Annotated in this window: 16 protein-coding genes; 4 read left to right on the forward strand and 12 right to left on the reverse strand. The window is 59.9% G+C overall.

From position 1 onward, the window contains the following. Positions 1 to 9: 9 nt before the first annotated feature. From DFO52_RS06525 to DFO52_RS06555, 7 genes are all read right to left on the reverse strand, one after another. Positions 10 to 1,143: a Gfo/Idh/MocA family oxidoreductase gene (locus DFO52_RS06525; RefSeq protein WP_133549768.1), complete on the reverse strand. Its 1,134-nt coding sequence runs from the start codon at positions 1,141 to 1,143 to the stop codon at positions 10 to 12. Positions 1,144 to 1,151: 8 nt separating this feature from the next. Further along, positions 1,152 to 2,180, reverse strand: coding sequence for an ABC transporter permease (locus DFO52_RS06530; protein ID WP_028014045.1), 1,029 nt, complete (start codon positions 2,178 to 2,180; stop codon positions 1,152 to 1,154). 11 nt (positions 2,181 to 2,191) lie between these two features. After that, positions 2,192 to 3,739: a sugar ABC transporter ATP-binding protein gene (locus DFO52_RS06535; RefSeq protein WP_047060733.1), complete on the reverse strand. Its 1,548-nt coding sequence runs from the start codon at positions 3,737 to 3,739 to the stop codon at positions 2,192 to 2,194. A gap of 48 nt (positions 3,740 to 3,787) precedes the next feature. Beyond that, complete coding sequence (locus DFO52_RS06540; protein ID WP_023333011.1) at positions 3,788 to 4,717, reverse strand: sugar ABC transporter substrate-binding protein; 930 nt, start codon at positions 4,715 to 4,717, stop codon at positions 3,788 to 3,790. Positions 4,718 to 4,748: 31 nt separating this feature from the next. Then, positions 4,749 to 5,735: an inositol 2-dehydrogenase gene (gene iolG, locus DFO52_RS06545; RefSeq protein WP_063440001.1), complete on the reverse strand. Its 987-nt coding sequence runs from the start codon at positions 5,733 to 5,735 to the stop codon at positions 4,749 to 4,751. Between the two features lie 301 nt (positions 5,736 to 6,036). Next, positions 6,037 to 7,962, reverse strand: a complete 1,926-nt coding sequence (iolD, locus tag DFO52_RS06550) for a 3D-(3,5/4)-trihydroxycyclohexane-1,2-dione acylhydrolase (decyclizing) (RefSeq protein ID WP_133549770.1) — start codon at positions 7,960 to 7,962, stop codon at positions 6,037 to 6,039. A gap of 11 nt (positions 7,963 to 7,973) precedes the next feature. Beyond that, entirely contained in the window at positions 7,974 to 9,479 is a 1,506-nt protein-coding gene (locus tag DFO52_RS06555; protein WP_133549772.1) for a CoA-acylating methylmalonate-semialdehyde dehydrogenase, read from the reverse strand. 292 nt (positions 9,480 to 9,771) lie between these two features. On the opposite strand from DFO52_RS06555, the gene DFO52_RS06560 reads away from it, so the two are divergent. Then, positions 9,772 to 10,602 carry a MurR/RpiR family transcriptional regulator gene (locus DFO52_RS06560; RefSeq protein ID WP_008502123.1) on the forward strand — a complete coding sequence of 277 codons (831 nt, stop codon included), beginning with the start codon at positions 9,772 to 9,774 and terminating at the stop codon, positions 10,600 to 10,602. 57 nt (positions 10,603 to 10,659) lie between these two features. Here the strand turns inward: DFO52_RS06560 and guaA are convergent, their stop codons facing one another. After that, on the reverse strand, positions 10,660 to 12,237 hold the full coding sequence (gene guaA / locus DFO52_RS06565) for a glutamine-hydrolyzing GMP synthase (protein WP_006811514.1): 1,578 nt from the start codon (positions 12,235 to 12,237) through the stop codon (positions 10,660 to 10,662). Positions 12,238 to 12,304: 67 nt separating this feature from the next. Beyond that, a complete protein-coding gene (gene guaB, locus DFO52_RS06570) occupies positions 12,305 to 13,771 on the reverse strand; it encodes an IMP dehydrogenase (protein ID WP_023333022.1) in 1,467 nt (488 codons plus the stop codon). Positions 13,772 to 13,930: 159 nt separating this feature from the next. Here guaB and xseA point away from each other — a divergent pair, with 159 nt between their 5' ends. The 3 genes from xseA to DFO52_RS06585 are packed head-to-tail and all read left to right on the forward strand — an operon-like array spanning position 13,931 to position 16,733. Next, positions 13,931 to 15,304 (forward strand): exodeoxyribonuclease VII large subunit, encoded by a 1,374-nt coding sequence (gene xseA / locus DFO52_RS06575; RefSeq protein WP_133549774.1) that lies wholly within the window; start codon positions 13,931 to 13,933, stop codon positions 15,302 to 15,304. 58 nt (positions 15,305 to 15,362) lie between these two features. Further along, complete coding sequence (locus tag DFO52_RS06580; RefSeq protein WP_133549776.1) at positions 15,363 to 16,382, forward strand: M4 family metallopeptidase; 1,020 nt, start codon at positions 15,363 to 15,365, stop codon at positions 16,380 to 16,382. Continuing rightward, the gene (locus tag DFO52_RS06585; RefSeq protein WP_006811517.1) at positions 16,383 to 16,733 is read left to right on the forward strand and encodes a protealysin inhibitor emfourin; all 351 of its coding nucleotides are present in this window, start codon (positions 16,383 to 16,385) and stop codon (positions 16,731 to 16,733) included. Here DFO52_RS06585 and DFO52_RS06590 read toward each other — a convergent pair. From DFO52_RS06590 to DFO52_RS06600, 3 genes are read right to left on the reverse strand one after another with little or no spacing between them, the layout of a single operon-like run. Beyond that, a complete protein-coding gene (locus DFO52_RS06590) occupies positions 16,730 to 16,951 on the reverse strand; it encodes a zinc ribbon domain-containing protein (RefSeq protein ID WP_133549778.1) in 222 nt (73 codons plus the stop codon). The genes DFO52_RS06585 and DFO52_RS06590 overlap by 4 nt on opposite strands. 50 nt (positions 16,952 to 17,001) lie before the next feature. Then, positions 17,002 to 18,036 carry a Gfo/Idh/MocA family oxidoreductase gene (locus DFO52_RS06595; RefSeq protein ID WP_133549780.1) on the reverse strand — a complete coding sequence of 345 codons (1,035 nt, stop codon included), beginning with the start codon at positions 18,034 to 18,036 and terminating at the stop codon, positions 17,002 to 17,004. Positions 18,037 to 18,094: 58 nt separating this feature from the next. Beyond that, the gene (locus tag DFO52_RS06600; protein WP_029741661.1) at positions 18,095 to 19,639 is read right to left on the reverse strand and encodes a peptide MFS transporter; all 1,545 of its coding nucleotides are present in this window, start codon (positions 19,637 to 19,639) and stop codon (positions 18,095 to 18,097) included. Between the last annotated feature and the right edge of the window lie 86 nt (positions 19,640 to 19,725).

Below are 19,725 nucleotides of genomic sequence, written 5' to 3' on the forward strand. Positions count from 1 at the left end.
GATACCTCATCAGACAATGTCGTTCACGTTCAGCCAGCGGCCTTCCCGGTGCGAGAGCGCAATCGCGTCCAGTACGCGCGACACCTTCCAGCCCTCTTCGAAGTCCGGCCACATCGGCGCGTCGGCGGCAATCCCGTCCACCAGGTCGCGCACCTCCACCGTTTTTTGATCGTTAAAGCCAATCCCGTGGCCCGCGCCCATGCAGAACGCGGCGTAGTCCGGGTGCGCCGGGCCGACGAGCAGCGTGCGGAACCCCTGACGGTTCACCGGATCGTCATGCAGATAAAGCTTCAGCTCAGCCATGCGCTCCTGGGTGAAGCTGATGGCGCCTTTCGTCCCGGTGATGACGTACGAGAGTCCCATCTTGCGGCCGCAGGCAACGCGGGAGGTTTCAATCACGCCCTGCGCCCCGCCCGCAAAACGCACCATCGCGTGGGCCTGATCCTCGTTTTCGACGGCAATCATCTCTGACGATCCGGCCTTCGCCGGGCGTTCAGGGACCACGATCTTCAGGTCGCCGCAGACCTGCTCGATATCCCCCACCAGGTACTGGGCCATATTGACGATATGCGCCGCGAGGTCGCCCAGCGCCCCCAGCCCGGCGGTCTCTTTAAAGCAGTGCCAGTGAATGGGCGACAGCGGGTCGGCCATATAGTCTTCGTTGTGGGTGCCGTAGAAGTGGATCACCTCGCCAATCTCGCCGCGGGCGATAATCTCCTTCGCCAGTTGCGCCGTCGGGTTCTTCATGTAGTTGAACCCCACCAGCGTTTTCACCCCGGCCCGCTTCGCGGCGTCGACCATCTCGCGCGCGTCGTGGGCGTTAAGCGCCAGCGGCTTCTCCGAGTAGACGTGCTTGCCGTGGCGGATCGCCTCCAGCGCCATCTCCTTATGCAGGTGGTTGGGTGAGCAAATATCCACCACGTCAATGGCCGGGTCGGCCACCAGCGCCCGCCAGTCCCCGGTTGAGCGGTTGAAGCCAAACGCCTGCGCGCGCTCTGCCGCCAGCTCCGGCGTGACTTCCGCCACCATCTCGCGCACCAGCCTGCCGCGCAGGTTGAACACCGTCGGGGCCTGGGCATAGGCGATAGCGTGCGCCTTGCCGATATACCCGGTGCCAATTAATCCAATACGAACCTCTTTCATCGTGATCCTCACAGTGCGCCGCGACGGCTTTTGGCATAGGTATCGAATGCCACCGCCAGAACGATAATTAATCCGGTGATAATCTGCTGGTAGTAGGCCGAGACGTTCATCAGCACCAGGCCGTTAATCAGAATGCCCATGATGATGGAGCCGATAATGGTGCCGCCGATGCGCCCGTAGCCGCCCATCAGCGAGGTGCCGCCGATCACCACCGAGGCGATGACGCGCAGCTCAAATGAGATCCCGGCCACCGCCTCGGCGCTCCCCAGACGCGCGCTCAGGATGAAGCCCGCCAGCCCCGCCAAACAGCCGATCAGCACGTAGACGCTGACCAGCACGCGCTTGACGTTCACCCCCGCCAGGCGCGCCGCCTCCGGGTTGCCGCCGATGGCGTAGACGAAGCGGCCCCAGCGGGTTTTATGCAGCGCCAGATAGCCGCCGACGGCGACGATGGCGAAGATCCAGATAGGAATGGAGATGCCGAGCAGCTCCCCGCGTCCCCACCAGCGGTAGCCAGGGTCGAAACCGGCAATCGGCGCGCCGTCGTTAATCACCAGCGTCAGGCCGCGCCAGATGGTCATGCCGCCGAGGGTAACGATGAACGGCGGCAGGCGCAGGCGGGTGACGCCCAGGCCGTGCAGGAAGCCAATCGCCGTGCCCATGGCCAGACAAATCCCCAGCCCGATCAGCCAGCTCATGCCGCCCCAGGCGTTCGGGTCGACGGTGGTGAAGTTGTCACCTTTGATCACGTACGCCGCGGTCATGGCGCACACCGCCAGAATGGAGCCCACGGAGAGGTCGATCCCGGCGGTCAGAATGACGAAGGTCATCCCCACGGCCATGATCCCGTAGATGGACACTTCGGTCAGGATGTTGAAAATATTGCGTTCAGAGAAAAAGTTGCTGTTCTGCGACTGGAAGAAGATCAGCAGCAGGATCATGAAAATCAGCACCCCGAAGCGCTCGAAGAAGGCGATGGGATCGATGCGTCCGGCGCGTTTTACCGGGGCCTGCGTTTTAGAAATCATCTGCGTCATGAGAAACTCCGTTATGCCGCGTTCAGGGCGTTGTGGTTGATGGCCATCATCGTCATCAGCCGTTCTTCGTTAGCGTCGTCACCGTGGATCTCGCCGGTCACCCGGCCTTCGCTGAGGGTGATGATCCGGTCAGACACCGCCATCACTTCAGGGAGATCGGAGGAGATCACGATCACCGCCACGCCCTTTTTCGCCATGTCAAACAGCACCTGGTGCACTTCCGATTTGGTCCCCACGTCGATGCCGCGCGTCGGCTCATCGACGATCAGCACCCGCGGGTTGAGCGCCATGCAGCGCGCGAGGATCACCTTTTGCTGGTTGCCGCCGGAGAGCTTGCGCACCTCCTGCGCGCTGTTGACCATTTTGATCTGCAGCGCCTTGCGGTAGGACTCAATCAGATCGTCCTCTTTTCGGGTGTTTACGAACCAGCGCCACTGCAGCAGCGAGGAGAGGCAGGAGAGCGACAGGTTGTCGCGAATCGACAGCCCCAGCACCGCCCCCTCTTTTTTGCGGTCTTCCGGCACCAGCGCCACGCCCTGATCGAGGGCATATAGCGGGTCGCGCGGCTGGTACGGCACGCCGTCCAGCTCAAAGCTCCCGGAGGTAAACGCATCTGCGCCAAACAGGCAGCGGGCCACTTCGGTACGTCCCGCGCCCACCAGGCCGGCAATGCCTAAGACTTCCCCGGCGTGGACGTGGAAGCTGATGTCGTGCAGGGCGATGCCGTGCGGATCCAGCGGCGGCTTTTCGCGGCTCAGCCCCTTCACCGCCAGGCGGACGGGTTTGTCTTCATGATGCGTTTCGCTGGCAGGGCGACGGTTAAAGGCCACGTCGCGTCCGACCATCAGGCGGATCAGCTGTTCGACGTTGGTCTCCGCCACCGCGCCGGTGCCGGTGAAGCGGCCGTCCTGGAAAACGGTAAAACGATCGCAGAGCTGGAAAACTTCGTGCAAACGATGGGTAACGTAAATAATGCTCACGCCGCGGTTTTTAAGCTCCCGCACCACGCGGTGCAGGCTTTCCACCTCGCTGTCGCTCAGCGCGGCGGAAGGTTCGTCCATAATGATTAACCTGGCGTTGAGGGTCAGCGCCCGTGCGATCTCCACCATCTGCTGCTGGGCGACGCTCAGGCGGGCGACAGGCGTGGTCGGCGCAACGTTCAGCTGGAGGTAATCGAGAATGACCTGCGCCTCCTGGTTGACCGCCCTTTCGTCGACGATCAGGTTACGCCTGCGCGGCTCGCGGCCGAGAAACATATTTTCCGCGACGGTCATGTTGGGCAGCAGGTTGAATTCCTGATAGATGGTGATAATGCCCTTGTTCTGGCGCGCCACCGGGGAGTCGTCCACCGGCAGCGTTTCGCCGTTGAACCAGATATCCCCGCGCGTTTGCGGCTGCGCGCCCGCGAGCGCCTTCAGCAACGTGGATTTTCCCGCCCCGTTTTCCCCCAGCAGGGCGTGAATTTCTCCGCTGCCGACGGTCAGCTGAGCGCTGCTCAGCGCCCAGACGCCGGAAAAGCTTTTTGCCAGGTCGGTCACTTTCAGTAAGGGTTGCGACATCAGTCTGCTCCTCCTCATGATGAGCCGCCAGAGGCGGCTCGGGACATATTAGTTACCGGCCTCACCGATACGCTCAGCCTGCTGCAGGTTCTCTTTGGTGATCAGCGTCGGCGGATAGTCGGCCCCGGTAATGGCTTTCTTCTCGCGCACGTTGGCAACAAGCTGGCTCATCGCCGTCTGCACCGCAAAGCCCGGGCGCTGATCCGCCGTTACCGCCAGCCAGCCGTCGCGCACGCGGGCCAGCGCTTCCGGCACCGCATCAAACCCGGTCACGAGGATTTCGCCCGGCTTCACGCCCTGGCTCTGCAGCGCTTCAATCGCGCCCAGCGCCATATCGTCGTTGGCGGAGAGGATCACCTGCGGACGTTTCGGCAGCGAAGGCAGAACGCTTTCAACAATGCGCATCCCTTCAGAACGCATCCAGTTGCCGGTCTGATCGGCGACGATCTTGTATTTATCCCCGCCCGCCTTCAGGCTGTCGCGGATCCCTTTGGTGCGTTCAATATTGGAAGAGGAGCCCGGCTGACCGGTGAGGAGAATGATGTCCGCGCCGTTGGGGAATTTGGTTTTAACGAAGTCGCCAACCGCCTGGCCGCCCTTGTAGTTGTTGGCGCCAAAGTGCGGCACTTTCTTCTGGCTGTCGACGGAGCGGTCAAGAGTGACGATCGGCAGCTTCGCATCCTGAATTTCATCCACCGCGCTGGAGACCGCGTTGACGTCGTTCGGGGAGACGATAAAGCCCTGCGCCCCACGGGTGATGGCGTTTTCCAGGTCAGCCACCTGCTTCGGCGAGCTGCCCTGCCCGTCCAGCACCTGAAGCTTCACGCCCATCTCTTTTGCGGCTTTCACCGCCGTGCGCTGCATGTGAACTTCAAACGGCATGGCCAGGTTTGGCGTACTGAAAACGATTTGCTCGTTTTCGGCGAGGGCGGCCCCGGACGTCATGGCGATGAGGGCGGCTACGATCAGTTTTTTCATTATTATGTCTCTCTGTGTAGGGTTGTTGTGTTTAGAGGACGATCTCGCGCTGGCTGCGCAGTGACTCCAGCGCTTTATCCGCAAGGTACAGCGCACGTTCACCATCATCGCCGCTGCAGTCAGGCACCGCTTCGCCGCGCAGGACCGCAACAAAGTGTTCCCATTCCGCGGCGTAAGCGGATTTGTAGCGCTGCAGGAAGAAGTGTTCCGGCAGCGCGCTGGTGCAGCCCTGTTTGCCGTAGTGCTGCACCTGGTTTTCAAGAATGTTGCCCGCGCACAGCAGCCCTTCGGAGCCGTGCAGCTCCAGGCGCTGGTCGTAGCCGTAAGATGAACGGCGGCTGTTGACGATGGTTGCCATCGCGCCGGAGGCGTATTTCAGAACGATAAACGCGGTATCGATATCCCCCGCCTCGCCAATCGCCGGATCCACCAGGTTGCTGCCCTGGGCATACACCGACACCGGCTCTTCGCCCATGATGAAGCGGGCCATGTCAAAGTCATGAATGGTCATATCGCGGAACATGCCGCCGGAGACGCGCACGTACTCCGCAGGCGGCGGAGACGGGTCGCGAGAGATGATCAGCAGCGATTCCGGTTTGCCGATGCGCCCGGCCTGCACGTCGGTTTTCACGCGGCGAAACTGCGGGTCAAAGCGGCGGTTGAAGCCGATGAACAGCGGCACGTCGTACTCTTTGACTACCTTCAGGCAGTCGCGCACGCGGGCGAGGTCAAGGTGTACCGGCTTTTCACAGAAAATGGCCTTGCCGTGGCGGGCGGCCATTTCAATCAGATCCGCGTGGGTATCGGTGGCGGAGGCAATCAGCACGGCGTGAACGTTAGGGTCGGTCATCGCCTCGTTCAGGCTCTGCTGGCGGGCCTGATACTGCGCGGCGAGACGGGTGGCAAATTCCTGATTCGGGTCAACCACGGACCAGAGCGTGGTCGCGCCGTGGCTGGCGATGTTAGCTGCATGTACCTGGCCAATTCGGCCAGCGCCCAGTAAAGCAATGTTAAACATAACGGCTCCCGGTGTTGGTGAATGCTGTGAACTAACGACTCTATAAATAAAACATTTATTTCATTTTTATAAATAGTGAAAATTATGTTTTTGAGTGCGGGTTAACACTTTTGAGATGAATGAGATAAATTTTGTTATCAATCTCACAACATGGAAGGACGTGCGGCAACTCCCCTCACCCCGGCCCTCTCCCCAATGGGGCGAGGGAGAAAAGCGCGCACCAAACTATCCCCTCTCCCCTTTGGGGAGAGGGTTAGGGTGAGGGGAAAATGAAATGAAAATTTCGTTACGGTGGGAAAACTCAATACTGACGGGCTTTTTTCACCTGCGCCTGCGTTTGCTCAGCGGCCTCACGCACGGCAGGCGACGCCGCCACCTGCGCGTCACCGGTTCGCCACCACGAGGCGTAGTCGTGGGTCATTGTCTTCGGCAGCACCTTGATGTCCAGCAGCGTCGGGCCCGGATGCGCCCGTGATGCCTCCAGCGCCGCCAGCAGGCTTTGCTCATCGTTCACCCGCCATGCGCGGCAGCCGTAGCTTTCCGCGTTTTGCGCAAAGTCGACCTTCACCAGCGGCCCGTCAAGCCGCCCGGTTTCCGGGTTGCGCCGACGGTTTTCCGTGCCAAAGCTGCCCATGCCGTGCCCCATCTGCAGGTTGTTAATGCAGCCAAAGCTGGCATTATCAAACAGCAGAACGGTGATCTTAATACCCTCCTGAACGGCGGTTTGCAGCTCGGAGTGCAGCATCATGTAGGAGCCATCCCCCACCATGGCGTACACCGGCAGCTCGGGTCTGGCGAGCTTCGCGCCGAGAGCTGCCGCGATCTCGTAGCCCATGCAGGAGTAGCCGTACTCCAGGTGATAGCTGTCCGGCGTTTTGACCTGCCAGAGGCGCTGTAAATCACCCGGCAGCGAACCGGCCGCGCCCACCACGATGGCGTTATCTTCAACATGCTGGTTGATCAGCCCCAGCACCCGCGTCTGGGTCAGGCGGGTGTTGAGCGTCTCGCCGTATTCCGCCAGCTGCGCATCCAGGTGTCCTGCCACTTCGGGCGCGTCGTCAGGACGCCACTGACGATCCCACAGGCGGCGGCACTCGTCGAGCCAGGCGGACTTCGCCTCGGCTATCGCCTCTCCCCAACCGCTGCGATAATCCCCGAGCGCGTGGGTCAATGCCTGGAGCCCGGTTTGGGCATCGGCAATCAGCGCGGTGGCGTCCAGCTTCAGAGCGTCAAACTCGGCCACGTTCAGCAGCAGAAACTCAACGTCCGGGTGGGAAAAGAGCGCCTTGGAGCCGGTAGTAAAGTCGGTCAGGCGCGTGCCGATGCCGATCACTAAATCCGCCTGCGGTGCGAGCTGGTTGGCGGCCATTCCGCCCGTTACCCCTACGCCGCCCAGGTTAAGTGGGTGGTCACTTACCAGCGCCCCCTTTCCGGCCTGGGTTTCGGCAAACGGCAGCCGCAGCGTCTCGACAAACTCGCGAAACGCCTCATGCGCGCCGGAATAGCGCACGCCGCCGCCGCATACCACCAGCGGACGACGCTTGCGGGCGATCAGCGCCCGCGCCTGCGCCAGACGCTGCGGATCGGGCGGACGACGCTCAATATGGTGCACGCGACGCGCGAAGAAGCTCAGCGGGTAGTCCCAGGCCTCCCCCTGCACGTCCTGCGGCAGACAAATGGTCACCGCGCCGGTATTGGCGGGGTCAGTAAGCGTTCGCATCGCGCTTAGCATGGCGCTCATCAGCTGCTCGGGGCGGTTAATACGGTCCCAGTAGCGGGAGACCGGACGGAAGCAGTCGTTGGTGCTGATGCTGAGATCGTGATACTGCTCGATCTGCTGCAGCACCGGGTCCGGCTGGCGGCTTGCATAGATATCGCCCGGCAGCAGTAAAAGCGGGATACGGTTTGCGGTGGCGGTTGCCGCCGCCGTGACCATATTGGCGGCGCCCGGCCCGACGGAGGAGGTGACGGCAAAAATACGCTGGCGGCGGTGCTGTTTGGCGAATCCCGTCGCCATATGGGCGATACCCTGCTCGTTGCAGCCCTGCATGATGTGCAGATGACCGGGGTCCTGCTCCAGCGCCTGGCCGATACCCAGCACGTTGCCGTGACCAAATATGGTGGCGACGCCCTCCACGAAGGGCGTTTCGTCACCGTCCACGCTGACGTACTGTTGATTGAGGAACCGGACCAGCGCCTGGGCCATGGTCATACGTTCGGTTTGCATAAAACCTCCTGTCAGCCCAGCGTCGGCATGGAGAACGCAGCGCCTGTCTCCTGCTGCATTTCCGGCCAGCGCGCGGTGATGGTTTTCATTCGGGTGTAAAAGCGCACGCCGTCGTTGCCGTGGACGTTGAGCGCGCCAAAAATCGAGCGCTTCCAGCCGCCGAAGCTGTGGAACGCCATCGGCACTGGGATCGGCACGTTGACCCCCACCATGCCCGCCTGCACCTCTTCGCAGAAGCGGCGCGCGCAGCCGCCGTCGCGGGTGAAGATCGCCGAGCCATTACCATATTCATGGCGGTTAATCAGATCCACCGCGCTGGCGTAATCTGCTACCCGCACCACAGAAAGCACCGGACCGAAGATCTCTTCTTTATAGATGGTCATCTCAGGAGTGACGTTATCGAACAGCGTCGGCCCGACGAAGTAGCCCTGCTCGTGGCCCTTCACGCTGAAGCCGCGACCGTCCACGCGCAGTTTTGCTCCCTGCGCTTCCCCGCTGTCGATGTAGCCCAGCACCTTGCTGCGGTGCACAGAGGAGATGAGCGGCCCCATTTCGTTTTCCGGCGACTGGTCCAGGCCCGGCCCGACGCGCAGCGCGGCAATCTGTTTCTCCAGCCGGGCGCAGAGGTCATCGGCGGTTTTATCCCCCACCGCCAGCACCACCGAGAGCGCCATGCAGCGTTCCCCCGCCGCGCCGTAGGCCGCGCCCATGATGGCGTTGGTCGCCATCTCCATGTCGGCGTCCGGCATCAGGATGCAGTGGTTTTTCGCGCCGCCCAGCGCCTGACAGCGCTTACCGTGGGCGGACGCGGTCTGGTAAATGTATTCCGCAATCGGCGTAGAGCCGACAAAGCTCACCGCCTGCACGCGCGGGTCGGCCAGGAGCACGTCAACGGACTCTTTATCGCCCTGCACCACGTTGAACACGCCGTCCGGCAGGCCGGCCTCTTTCAGCAATTGCGCCAGCGCGAGCGCCAGAGAAGGATCTTTTTCCGACGGCTTCAGCACGAAGGTGTTGCCGGTCGCCAGCGCAATCGGGAACATCCACATCGGCACCATCGCCGGGAAGTTAAACGGCGTGATCCCGGCGCAGACCCCGAGCGGCTGCATCAGCGAGTGGCTGTCGACGCCCGTGCCGACGTTCGCCGAGTGTTCGCCCTTTTGCAGATGCGGAATGCCGCAGGCAAACTCCACCACCTCCAGGCCGCGGGTCAGTTCGCCCACCGCGTCGGAGAAGACCTTGCCGTGCTCTTCGCTGATGATGCGGGCCAGGCGATCCATGTTCTCCTCCAGCAGCGCCTTGAAGCGGAACATCACGCGCGCGCGCTTCAGCGGAGCATGGCGCGCCCAGGCCGGCAACGCCTGCTGCGCGGCGGCAATCGCCTGCTCGGTTTCCCGCGCCGTACTCATCACCACCTGGCGGATCTGCTCGCCGGTGGCCGGGTTGAAGATCGCCTGAACGCGCTGGCCTGAACCGGTGACACATTCGCCGTGAATAAAATTCGCTACCGTCTCCATCCTTAACCTCTCGCTGTTGATACGTGACTGTTACCTGAACACTGTGTACTGAACACTATATATGAAACAAATATTCCATTTTAAGTTGAAATAAAATAAATGATGATTATTGTGATCACGGATGGATTTTTATGTTAACAGGCAACAACACTGACGCAGCGTGCGCTATTAAGGAATTTCGGGCGAGGAAATGACTGAAGTTTCTGTTTCATTTTTGCTGCCAGATGGATGGCCGACATTTAAAAGACGCGGTTTTGCGTTTAGAATCATAAGACTGTATTTGGGGGATAAGATGACGACAGCAACCAGCCTGAACGAACTGCAGCAGCAAATCCGCGATCGCTACGATAGCCTCAGCAAGAGGCTGCAGCAGGTCTCCCGCTACGTGCTGGACAACACCAACAGCGTGGCCTTTGATACGGTTGCCGTCATTGCCGAGCGCGCCGACGTGCCGCCTTCGACGCTGATCCGCTTTGCCAACGCCTTTGACTTCACCGGCTTCAACGAAATGAAACAGCTGTTTCGCATGAACCTGGTGGAGGAGACCGCCAGCTACAGCGACCGCGCCCGACTGTTCCGCGAGATGGAGAGCGAGGCCGTGCCGGAAACGCCGCTCGATATCCTGCAGGAGTTTGCCCGCTCGAACGCGCAGGCGCTGCAGCAGCTGGCCGCCCGCGCCGAGCCGGAAATGCTGGAGCGCGCGGTACAGCTGCTGGCTGACGCCGACACCATCTACATCGCCGGGCTGCGCCGCTCCTTTAGCGTTGCCGCGTATCTGACCTACGCCCTGAGCCACCTCGAGTGTCGCCCTATCCTGCTCGACGGCATGGGCGGCATGCTGCGCGAGCAGATCAGCCGCATTAAGGCGCGCGACATTGTGGTGTCGATCAGCTTCTCGCCGTACGCGGAAGAGACGGTGATGGTCAGCGAAACCGCCGCCAGCGTTGGCGCGCGGCAGATTGTGATTACGGACAGCCAGATAAGCCCGCTGGCGACGTTCAGCGATCTCTGCTTTGTAGTGAAAGAGGCGCAGGTGGATGCGTTTCGCTCCCAGTCGGCGACGCTGTGCCTGGTGCAGTCGCTGGTGGTGGCGCTGGCGTATCGGTTGGGAGAGGGGAAGTAAGGCAATAAAAAAACCCCCTGCACAGGCAGAGGGTTTGGTTGTTAATTCAGCGGGAAATCATTCCCACTCAATCGTAGCCGGTGGCTTACCGCTGATGTCATACACTACGCGGGAAATACCGTTCACTTCGTTGATGATGCGGTTAGACACGCGGCCTAAGAAGTCATACGGCAGGTGCGCCCAGTGCGCGGTCATGAAGTCGATGGTTTCCACCGCACGCAGGGAAACAACCCAGTCGTACTTACGGCCATCGCCCATTACGCCGACGGAGCGAACCGGCAGGAACACGGTGAACGCCTGGCTTACCTTGTTGTACAGGTCAGCTTTGTGCAGCTCTTCGATGAAGATCGCGTCCGCGCGACGCAGCAGGTCGCAGTACTCTTTCTTCACTTCGCCCAGCACGCGCACGCCCAGACCCGGACCCGGGAACGGGTGACGGTAGAGCATGTCGTACGGCAGACCCAGTTCCAGACCGATCTTACGCACTTCGTCTTTGAACAGCTCGCGCAGCGGTTCAACCAGGCCCATCTTCATCTCTTTCGGCAGGCCGCCCACGTTGTGGTGAGATTTGATGACGTGTGCTTTACCGGTTGCAGAGGCCGCGGATTCGATCACGTCAGGGTAGATGGTGCCCTGCGCCAGCCACTTCACGTCTTCCAGCTTCAGCGCTTCTTCGTCGAACACTTCAACGAACACGCGGCCGATGATCTTACGTTTCGCTTCCGGATCGTTCTCGCCTTTCAGCGCGTCCAGGAAGCGCTGCTCGCCTTCCACGTGAACGATGTTCAGACCGAAGTGGTCGCCGAACATGTCCATAACCTGCTGGGCTTCGTTGAGACGCAGCAGACCATTGTCCACGAAGACGCAGGTCAGGTTTTTACCGATGGCGCGGTGCAGCAGCATCGCGGTCACGGAGGAGTCCACGCCGCCGGAGAGGCCGAGGATCACTTTGTCATCGCCAACCTGTTGGCGGATACGCTCAACGGCGTCGTCGATGATTTTAGCCGGGGTCCACAGGGCTTCGCACTGGCAGATGTCACGCACGAAGCGCTCCAGCATGCGCATACCCTGACGGGTGTGGGTCACTTCCGGGTGGAACTGCACGCCGTAGAAGCGTTTTTCTTCGTTCGCCATGATGGCGAACGGGCAGCTTTCGGTGCTGGCAACGGTCACGAAGTCAGACGGGATGGCGGTAACTTTGTCGCCGTGGCTCATCCACACGTCCAGCAGCGGTTTGCCGTCTGCGGTCAGGGAGTCTTCGATACCGCGCACCAGCGCGCTGTCGGTGACGACTTCTACCTGCGCATAGCCAAACTCGCGCTCGTTAGAGCCTTCGACGTGGCCGCCCAGCTGCATTGCCATGGTCTGCATACCGTAGCAAACGCCGAATACCGGCACGCCAGCTTCGAATACGTATTGCGGCGCGCGCGGGCTGTTCTCTTCGGTGGTGCTTTCCGGGCCGCCGGACAGGATGATGCCGCTTGGATTGAATTCGCGAATCTGTGCTTCCGTGACATCCCACGCCCACAGCTCACAGTAAACGCCCAGTTCACGTACGCGACGCGCCACCAGCTGAGTGTACTGAGAACCGAAGTCCAGGATGAGAATGCGATGTTTATGAATGTTTTCCGTCATTGACGCTAATTCCGAGGCAAGTGAAACAAAAACAGAGCGCCCGGCAGAAGCCGGGCGCGGAAACTTATCAGGAGCCCAGACGGTAGTTCGGGGACTCTTTGGTGATCGTCACGTCGTGAACGTGGCTTTCCTGGATACCCGCACCGCTGATGCGTACGAATTCCGCTTTAGTACGCAGCAGGTCAATGGTACCACAGCCGGTCAGACCCATACAGGAGCGCAGGCCGCCCATCTGCTGGTGAATGATCTCCTTCAGACGGCCTTTATAGGCAACGCGACCTTCGATACCTTCCGGCACCAGTTTGTCTGCGGCGTTATCAGTCTGGAAGTAACGGTCAGAGGAACCTTTGGACATCGCGCCCAGGGAGCCCATACCGCGGTAAGATTTGTAAGAACGGCCCTGGTAGAGTTCGATTTCACCCGGGGATTCTTCGGTACCGGCCAGCATGGAGCCTACCATAACTGCAGCTGCACCCGCGGCGATCGCTTTGGCGATGTCGCCAGAGAAGCGGATACCGCCGTCAGCGATAACCGGAATACCGGTGCCTTCCAGCGCTTCAACCGCGTCAGACACAGCGGTGATCTGCGGAACGCCCACGCCGGTGACGATACGGGTAGTACAGATAGAGCCAGGACCGATACCCACTTTCACCGCGCTGCAGCCAGCGTCAGCCAGCGCGCGAGCGCCTGCGCCAGTGGCCACGTTGCCGCCAATGATCTGCAGGTCAGGGTATTTAGCACGGGTATCACGAATACGCTGCAGAACGCCTTCGGAGTGGCCGTGAGAGGAGTCAATCAGCAGGACGTCAACGCCCGCAGCAACCAGCGCGTCAACGCGCTCTTCGTTACCGGCACCTGCGCCAACCGCAGCGCCAACGCGCAGACGGCCATGCTCGTCTTTACAGGCATTAGGCTTACGTTCTGCTTTCTGGAAATCTTTAACGGTGATCATGCCGCGCAGGTGGAAGCTGCTGTCAACAACCAGCGCTTTTTCAACGCGTTTTTCGTGCATTTTTGCCAGCACCACGTCGCGGGTTTCACCTTCGCGAACGGTAACCAGACGCTCTTTTGGCGTCATGTAGACGCTGACAGGCTGGTTCAGGTCAGTCACGAAACGCACGTCACGACCGGTGATGATACCGACCAGTTCGTTCTCTTCGGTCACAACCGGGTAACCGGCGAAGCCGTTACGTTCGGTCAGGGCCTTCACTTCGTGCAGCGTGGTAGTTGGCAGAACGGTCTGTGGGTCAGACACGATGCCGGATTCATGTTTCTTCACGCGGCGAACTTCTTCGGCCTGACGTTCGATAGACATGTTTTTGTGAATAAAGCCAATGCCACCTTCCTGTGCCAGGGCGATAGCCAGGCGCGCTTCAGTCACGGTGTCCATTGCCGCAGAGAGCATAGGAATGTTCAGGCGAATGGTTTTCGTCAACTGCGTGCTGAGATCGGCAGTATTCGGCAGAACGGTGGAGTGAGCGGGAACGAGGAGGACGTCATCAAACGTCAGTGCTTCTTTAGCGATACGTAGCATGGGCAATATCTCTGACCTGGGTGGTTAAATATTGCCGTGGCATTATACAGAGCGTAACCGATTGCATCCACACTTTTTTAAAAAAAATGCTTGCGCTCACCTCTCAGCAGGTTACTATCGACTGAATAACTTGCTGATTTAGAATTTGATCCCGCTCACATGTTATCCTCTCAATCCCCCTCAATTTATACCGTCAGCCGCCTGAATCAGACGGTGCGTTTGCTGCTTGAGCAGGAAATGGGGCAGGTCTGGATCAGCGGTGAGATCTCTAACTTCACGCAGCCGTCCTCCGGTCACTGGTACTTTACCTTAAAAGACGACACCGCTCAGGTGCGCTGCGCCATGTTCCGCAACAGCAACCGCCGCGTGACGTTTCGCCCTCAGCACGGCCAGCAGGTTCTGGTTCGCGCCAATATCACCCTGTATGAGCCGCGCGGCGATTATCAGATTATCGTCGAGAGCATGCAGCCTGCGGGTGAAGGCCTGCTGCAGCAGAAGTATGAAAAGCTAAAAGCCAGGCTCTCTGCCGAAGGGCTGTTCGACCAGCAGTACAAAAAGACGCTGCCCTCCCCCGCCCACTGCGTTGGGGTCATCACCTCGAAAACCGGTGCGGCGCTGCACGATATTTTGCACGTGCTGAAGCGTCGCGATCCTTCCCTGCCCGTCATCATCTATCCGACCGCCGTTCAGGGTGACGATGCGCCGGGACAGATAGTTCGCGCCATTGAGCTGGCGAACGCCCGTCAGGAGTGCGACGTATTAATCGTCGGGCGCGGCGGCGGCTCGCTGGAAGACCTGTGGAGCTTTAACGACGAGCGCGTGGCGAGGGCAATCTTTGCAAGCCTTATCCCCGTGGTGAGCGCCGTCGGCCACGAAACGGACGTGACGATTGCGGATTTCGTCGCGGATCTGCGCGCGCCTACGCCTTCGGCGGCGGCGGAAGTGGTCAGCCGCAACCAGCTGGAGCTGCTGCGTCAGATTCAGAACGGCCAGCAGCGCCTTGAGATGGCGATGGATTACTTCATTGCCAACCGTACCCGCCGCTTTACCCAGCTTCATCATCGTCTTCAGCAGCAGCATCCGCAGCTGCGTCTGGCGCGTCAGCAGACCGTGCTTGAGCGCCTGCGTCAGCGCATGAGCGTTGCGGTGGACGCGCAGCTCAAGCGCGCGGTATCGCGCCAGCAGCGCGTAACCCAGCGCCTGAATCAGCAGAACCCGCAGCCGAAAATTTATCGCGCGCAAACGCGGATCCAGCAGCTAGAGTATCGTCTGGCGGAAACTGTCCGGGCGCGCCTGAGCACCACCCGCGAACGTTTTGGCAATGCGGTGACACATCTTGAAGCAGTCAGCCCCCTCTCCACGCTGGCGCGCGGCTATAGCGTGACGACGGCGACGGACGGCAAAGTGCTGAAGCAGACCAAACAGGTGAATACCGGCGATGTGCTGACGACGCGTCTTTCAGACGGCTGGGTAGAAAGCGAAGTGAAATCAATTAAACCGGTGAAAAAGACGCGTCAGCGTAAAACCGGATAATTCTTCGCCGGTTACTTACTATACTGCTGCTATTCCCTTTTTTAATAAGGAGAGCAGCATGCCCCATCTTCGTAGCGTTATTCCCCCTTATATTCTTCGTCGTATTATCGAAAGCGGCTCCGAACCGCAGCAGCGCTGTGCCCGTCAGACGTTAACTCATGTCCAGACGCTGATGGCCCACATGCCCGGCAAACCCGCCGCGCCGCACGTGAATAAAGCCGGGCAGCTGGAGCGCGATATTTACGACGCGAAGCAGACCCAGGAGCTGCCGGGTACCCAGGTGCGTTACGAAGGCCAGCCGTCGAACGGCGATGTGGCGGTGGATGAAGCCTATAACTATTTAGGTATCACCCATGATTTCTTCTGGAAAGAATATCAGCGTGATTCGCTCGATAATAAAGGGCTTATTTTGACCGGCACCGTGCATTACGGTCGGGAATATCAGAACGCCTTCTGGAACGGACAGCAGATGGTATTTGGCGACGGCGACGGGGAAATATTTAACCGCTTTACCATCGCCATCGACGTGGTGGCGCACGAGCTGAGCCACGGCGTGACCGAGACCGAAGCCGGGCTTATCTATTTTGAACAGTCGGGCGCGCTGAACGAGTCTCTGTCGGACGTGTTTGGCTCGCTGGTTAAACAGTACCATCTGAAGCAAACCGCCGATAAAGCTGACTGGCTCATTGGCGAAGGGCTGCTGGCGAAAGGGATCAACGGCAAAGGGCTGCGCTCGATGTCTGAACCCGGCACCGCCTATGACGATCCTCTGCTCGGCAAAGACCCGCAGCCTGCCCACATGAAAGATTTCATTAAAACGCGCGAGGATAACGGCGGCGTGCACCTGAACTCCGGCATCCCCAACCGGGCATTTTATCTGGCCGCGACAGCGATCGGCGGCTACGCCTGGGAAAAAGCGGGTTATGCCTGGTACGACACGGTTTGCGATCGCAAACTGGCGCAGGATGCGGATTTTGAGGCCTTCGCAAAATTGACGATCGCGCACGGAGAGAAACGCTCCGGCAGCGACGCTGGTGCGGCCATTAAACAAGCCTGGGAACAGGTGGGAGTGTTGTAAATGCAGGTTCCGGAACTGACGGATGACGCCGTGGTTGAGCTGGCCCGGGAAGGCGGCGTCGCTTTTATTCCCAAGCTGAGCGGACAGCGCACCATCGCGCTTTCGTCGCTCAATGAGGCCCAGCGCCAGCGCCTGGTGAGCATCCTGGAGCAGGCTTTTCCACGCGGCCAGCCGCCCGGGCAAGCCTCTTCACCCGGCAGCGGCGACCAGCGCTATTTCCGCATCCAGATTATCTGGACCGGGCAAAATCAGGCGCACTACGCCGATATCATCGTGCTGGTGCCCGAGCAGGAAGCGCCCGAGTCGCTGGTCGAGCTGTGGCAGAAAGGCGAAGGCTGCGTCTGCGATTAACCTTCGGCCCGAACAAACTCCACGCGTTTTTTAGAGATAAGACCGTGGCCGTTCTGGCAGAAATAGTCCACCGCCCCGCAGGCCTTTAATACCTGGAGTGGCTGATGGCACTTCGGGCAGCGGGCTTCAAGCGCAATATCTTTATTACAGCTGTCGCAGTGCGCTACCCCGTTCAGGGGCTCCAGCGGTGCCTGGCATTCCGGGCAGGTAATCGTCATGGTGACTCCTTAAAAGCGTTCAGGTCTGCGGTAATTTTACCACGTTACGTTCAGTGCGGGCCACGCAGCTGCTGCTGTAACGTCAGCAGCAGCGTTACTTCCTCTATCCTGCGGCGCGTTGTGCGGCTCACCTCTTGCGGATCCCGCTCAAACAGGCTGTTGGCACCCAGGATATGCTCTGCAAGACAGTGCTCGTAGATCGTACCGGGGATTTCCCAGCATTGTCGCGTGTTGCCATTTATCAGCTCCAGTACATCTTCAGCACCGCGCCGGTCGTAGCTGATGGTCCGCCCGTCGCGCAAATAGAGCCGTAAGCCTTTTTGCCCGCCTGCGGGTCCCGCGTATTTGTTAAGCCAGATATCCACCGGCACGCCGCTGATGCTTCCCTGAAGATGCGCCTCGCCTTCCGCCGTGGTCAGGTCGCCTTTTGCGATATCGCGACCCAGGCGGTCTTTAGCCGTGACGACTCGCAGCGTCATCTCATCATTCCCGCCCAGATAGCGCACCGTTTCGCGCAGCATCGCCAGCACGTGCGTACCGATATCCAGAATCACGCCATCAGGGTGGAGAAGCGTACGCGCGTCCGGCTCTCCCGTGGCAAAGTTAAGCGCGATGGGCTCCCCTGTAGCGTTATATCCGCTCGGCTCCTGCAAAAAACCGTCGATTTTGACGATGTCAGAGATGCTGCCTACAAGCGACCGCTTCACCGTTTCGATGCGCGTCATCCAGTGATCGAGCGCCAGCACGCGGGAGGCGGCGTCGGGGTTCGCCAGCAGCGCGTTGAGTTTTTCTATTTGGGGAAGCGTGGCGACAATCGGTTTTTCAACCACGATGCGGGAAACCGATGAGGCGAGAGCGTGTTCAAGCACCTCAAGATGGTGCAGCGACGCCGTGGTAATAAACAGGGTATCAAGCGGCTGGGAGAGGAGTTCAGCCAGTGTGGCACAGCGCGTTACGCCCTCCGGCTGTTTTACGGGCTGGATATCAAAACCCAGACAGTGAGGGAGATTATCAAAGCGTTTTCGTATTGCGGGCAGGTAAGCTGTTTCAACGACTGCGCCAAGACCAACAAACCCTAACAGCATGTTCTTACCTCGTTGAGTAAATTGCCGGGGCATAACGCCGCCCCGGCAAGATCGAGGTTTATGAGGCGTTAGCTGCCGGTTTAGTCTGCGCATTTTCCAGCATGCGGCGCACCGGAACAATGAGGACGATCAGTACCGCAGCACAGATCAGCAACGCGATGGAGCAGCGAGCAAAGAGATCCGGCAGCATATCCAGCTGATCGGCCTTCACGTGGCCGCCGATCAGGCCCGCCGCCAGGTTACCCAGCGCGCTGGCGCAGAACCACAGCCCCATCATCTGGCCGCGCATTCTTTCCGGCGCAAGCAGCGTCATGGTCGCCAGGCCAATCGGACTCAGGCACAGTTCGCCGAGCGTCAGCATCAGGATGCTGCCCACCAGCCAGAACGGCGATACGCCCGCTCCACCGCTGCTCAGCACGTTTTGTGCCGCCAGCATCATCAGGCCAAAGCCTGCCGCCGCGCACAAAATACCAATAACAAACTTGGTGATGCTGCTCGGACGAATGTTTTTGCTCGCGAGCTTCGGCCATGCCCAGCTAAACACCGGTGCCAGCAGGATGATGAACAGGGCGTTGATTGACTGGAACCACACCGCCGGGATTTCAAAATCACCAATCATGCGGTTAGTGTAGTCGTTGGCAAACAGGTTGAATGAGGTTGGCTTCTGCTCAAACGCGGACCAGAAGAACGCCGCGGAGATCAGCAGAATAAAGCAGACCAGCAGCCTGGCGCGCTCTTTACGGTTCAGCCCTGCAAAAACAAACAGATAAATGAAGTAGAGGGCTACGGACGCCGCAATCACGTAGACCAGCACGCTGGCTACCGCGACCGGGTTAATCACAATCACGCCCTGCGCAATCAGCGTCACGATCGTTGCCACGCCTGCTGCCAGCGCCAGCAGCCAAACGCCCACGCCGTTACGCTTCACCACCGGGCTGTTCCAGGTGGAGTCGAGGCCGACTTCGCCGTCATAGCGTTTCATCGCCGGAACGGCAAACACGCGGAAGATAATCAGCGCCACCAGCATCCCGATGCCGCCAATACCAAAGCCCCAGTGCCAGCCGTGGGTTTTGATCAGCCAGCCGGAAATCAGCGGCGCGATGAACGAGCCCATGTTGATGCCCATATAGAACAGCGAGAAACCGCCGTCACGACGCGCGTCGCCTTTTTTATACAGGGTGCCGACCATCACCGAGATACAGGTCTTAAACAGCCCGGAGCCAAGCACGATGAACATCAGGCCGATAAAGAACAGGTTGTTCCCCATTACCGCAGAGAGCGCGATTGACAGGTGTCCGAGCGCAATCAGGATCGAACCGTACCAGACGGCTCTCTGCTGACCGAGCCAGTTATCGGCCAGCCAGCCGCCCGGCAGCGCGGCCAGGTACATGGTACCGGCAAAGATACCGACAATCGCCGAGGCGTTTTCACGCGCCAGGCCCATCCCGCCGTCATAGACGGTGGCGGCCATAAACAGGATCAGTAACGGACGGATGCCGTAAAACGAGAAACGCTCCCACATCTCGGTGAAGAACAGGGAACCGAGCGGATACGGATGGCCGAAGAACGTTCGGCTCTCTTTTTGATTAACAGTGGATTGCATAATTCTCCCGAAAGGTATGTCGTCGTGCTTGTAAACACCAGCAGGTACGCCGGCCAGTTACGTATCTGGCCGATTTTTTACATGCG

This window comes from Enterobacter sp. AG326, assembly GCF_004362415.1.
Lineage (GTDB): Bacteria > Pseudomonadota > Gammaproteobacteria > Enterobacterales > Enterobacteriaceae > Enterobacter > Enterobacter asburiae.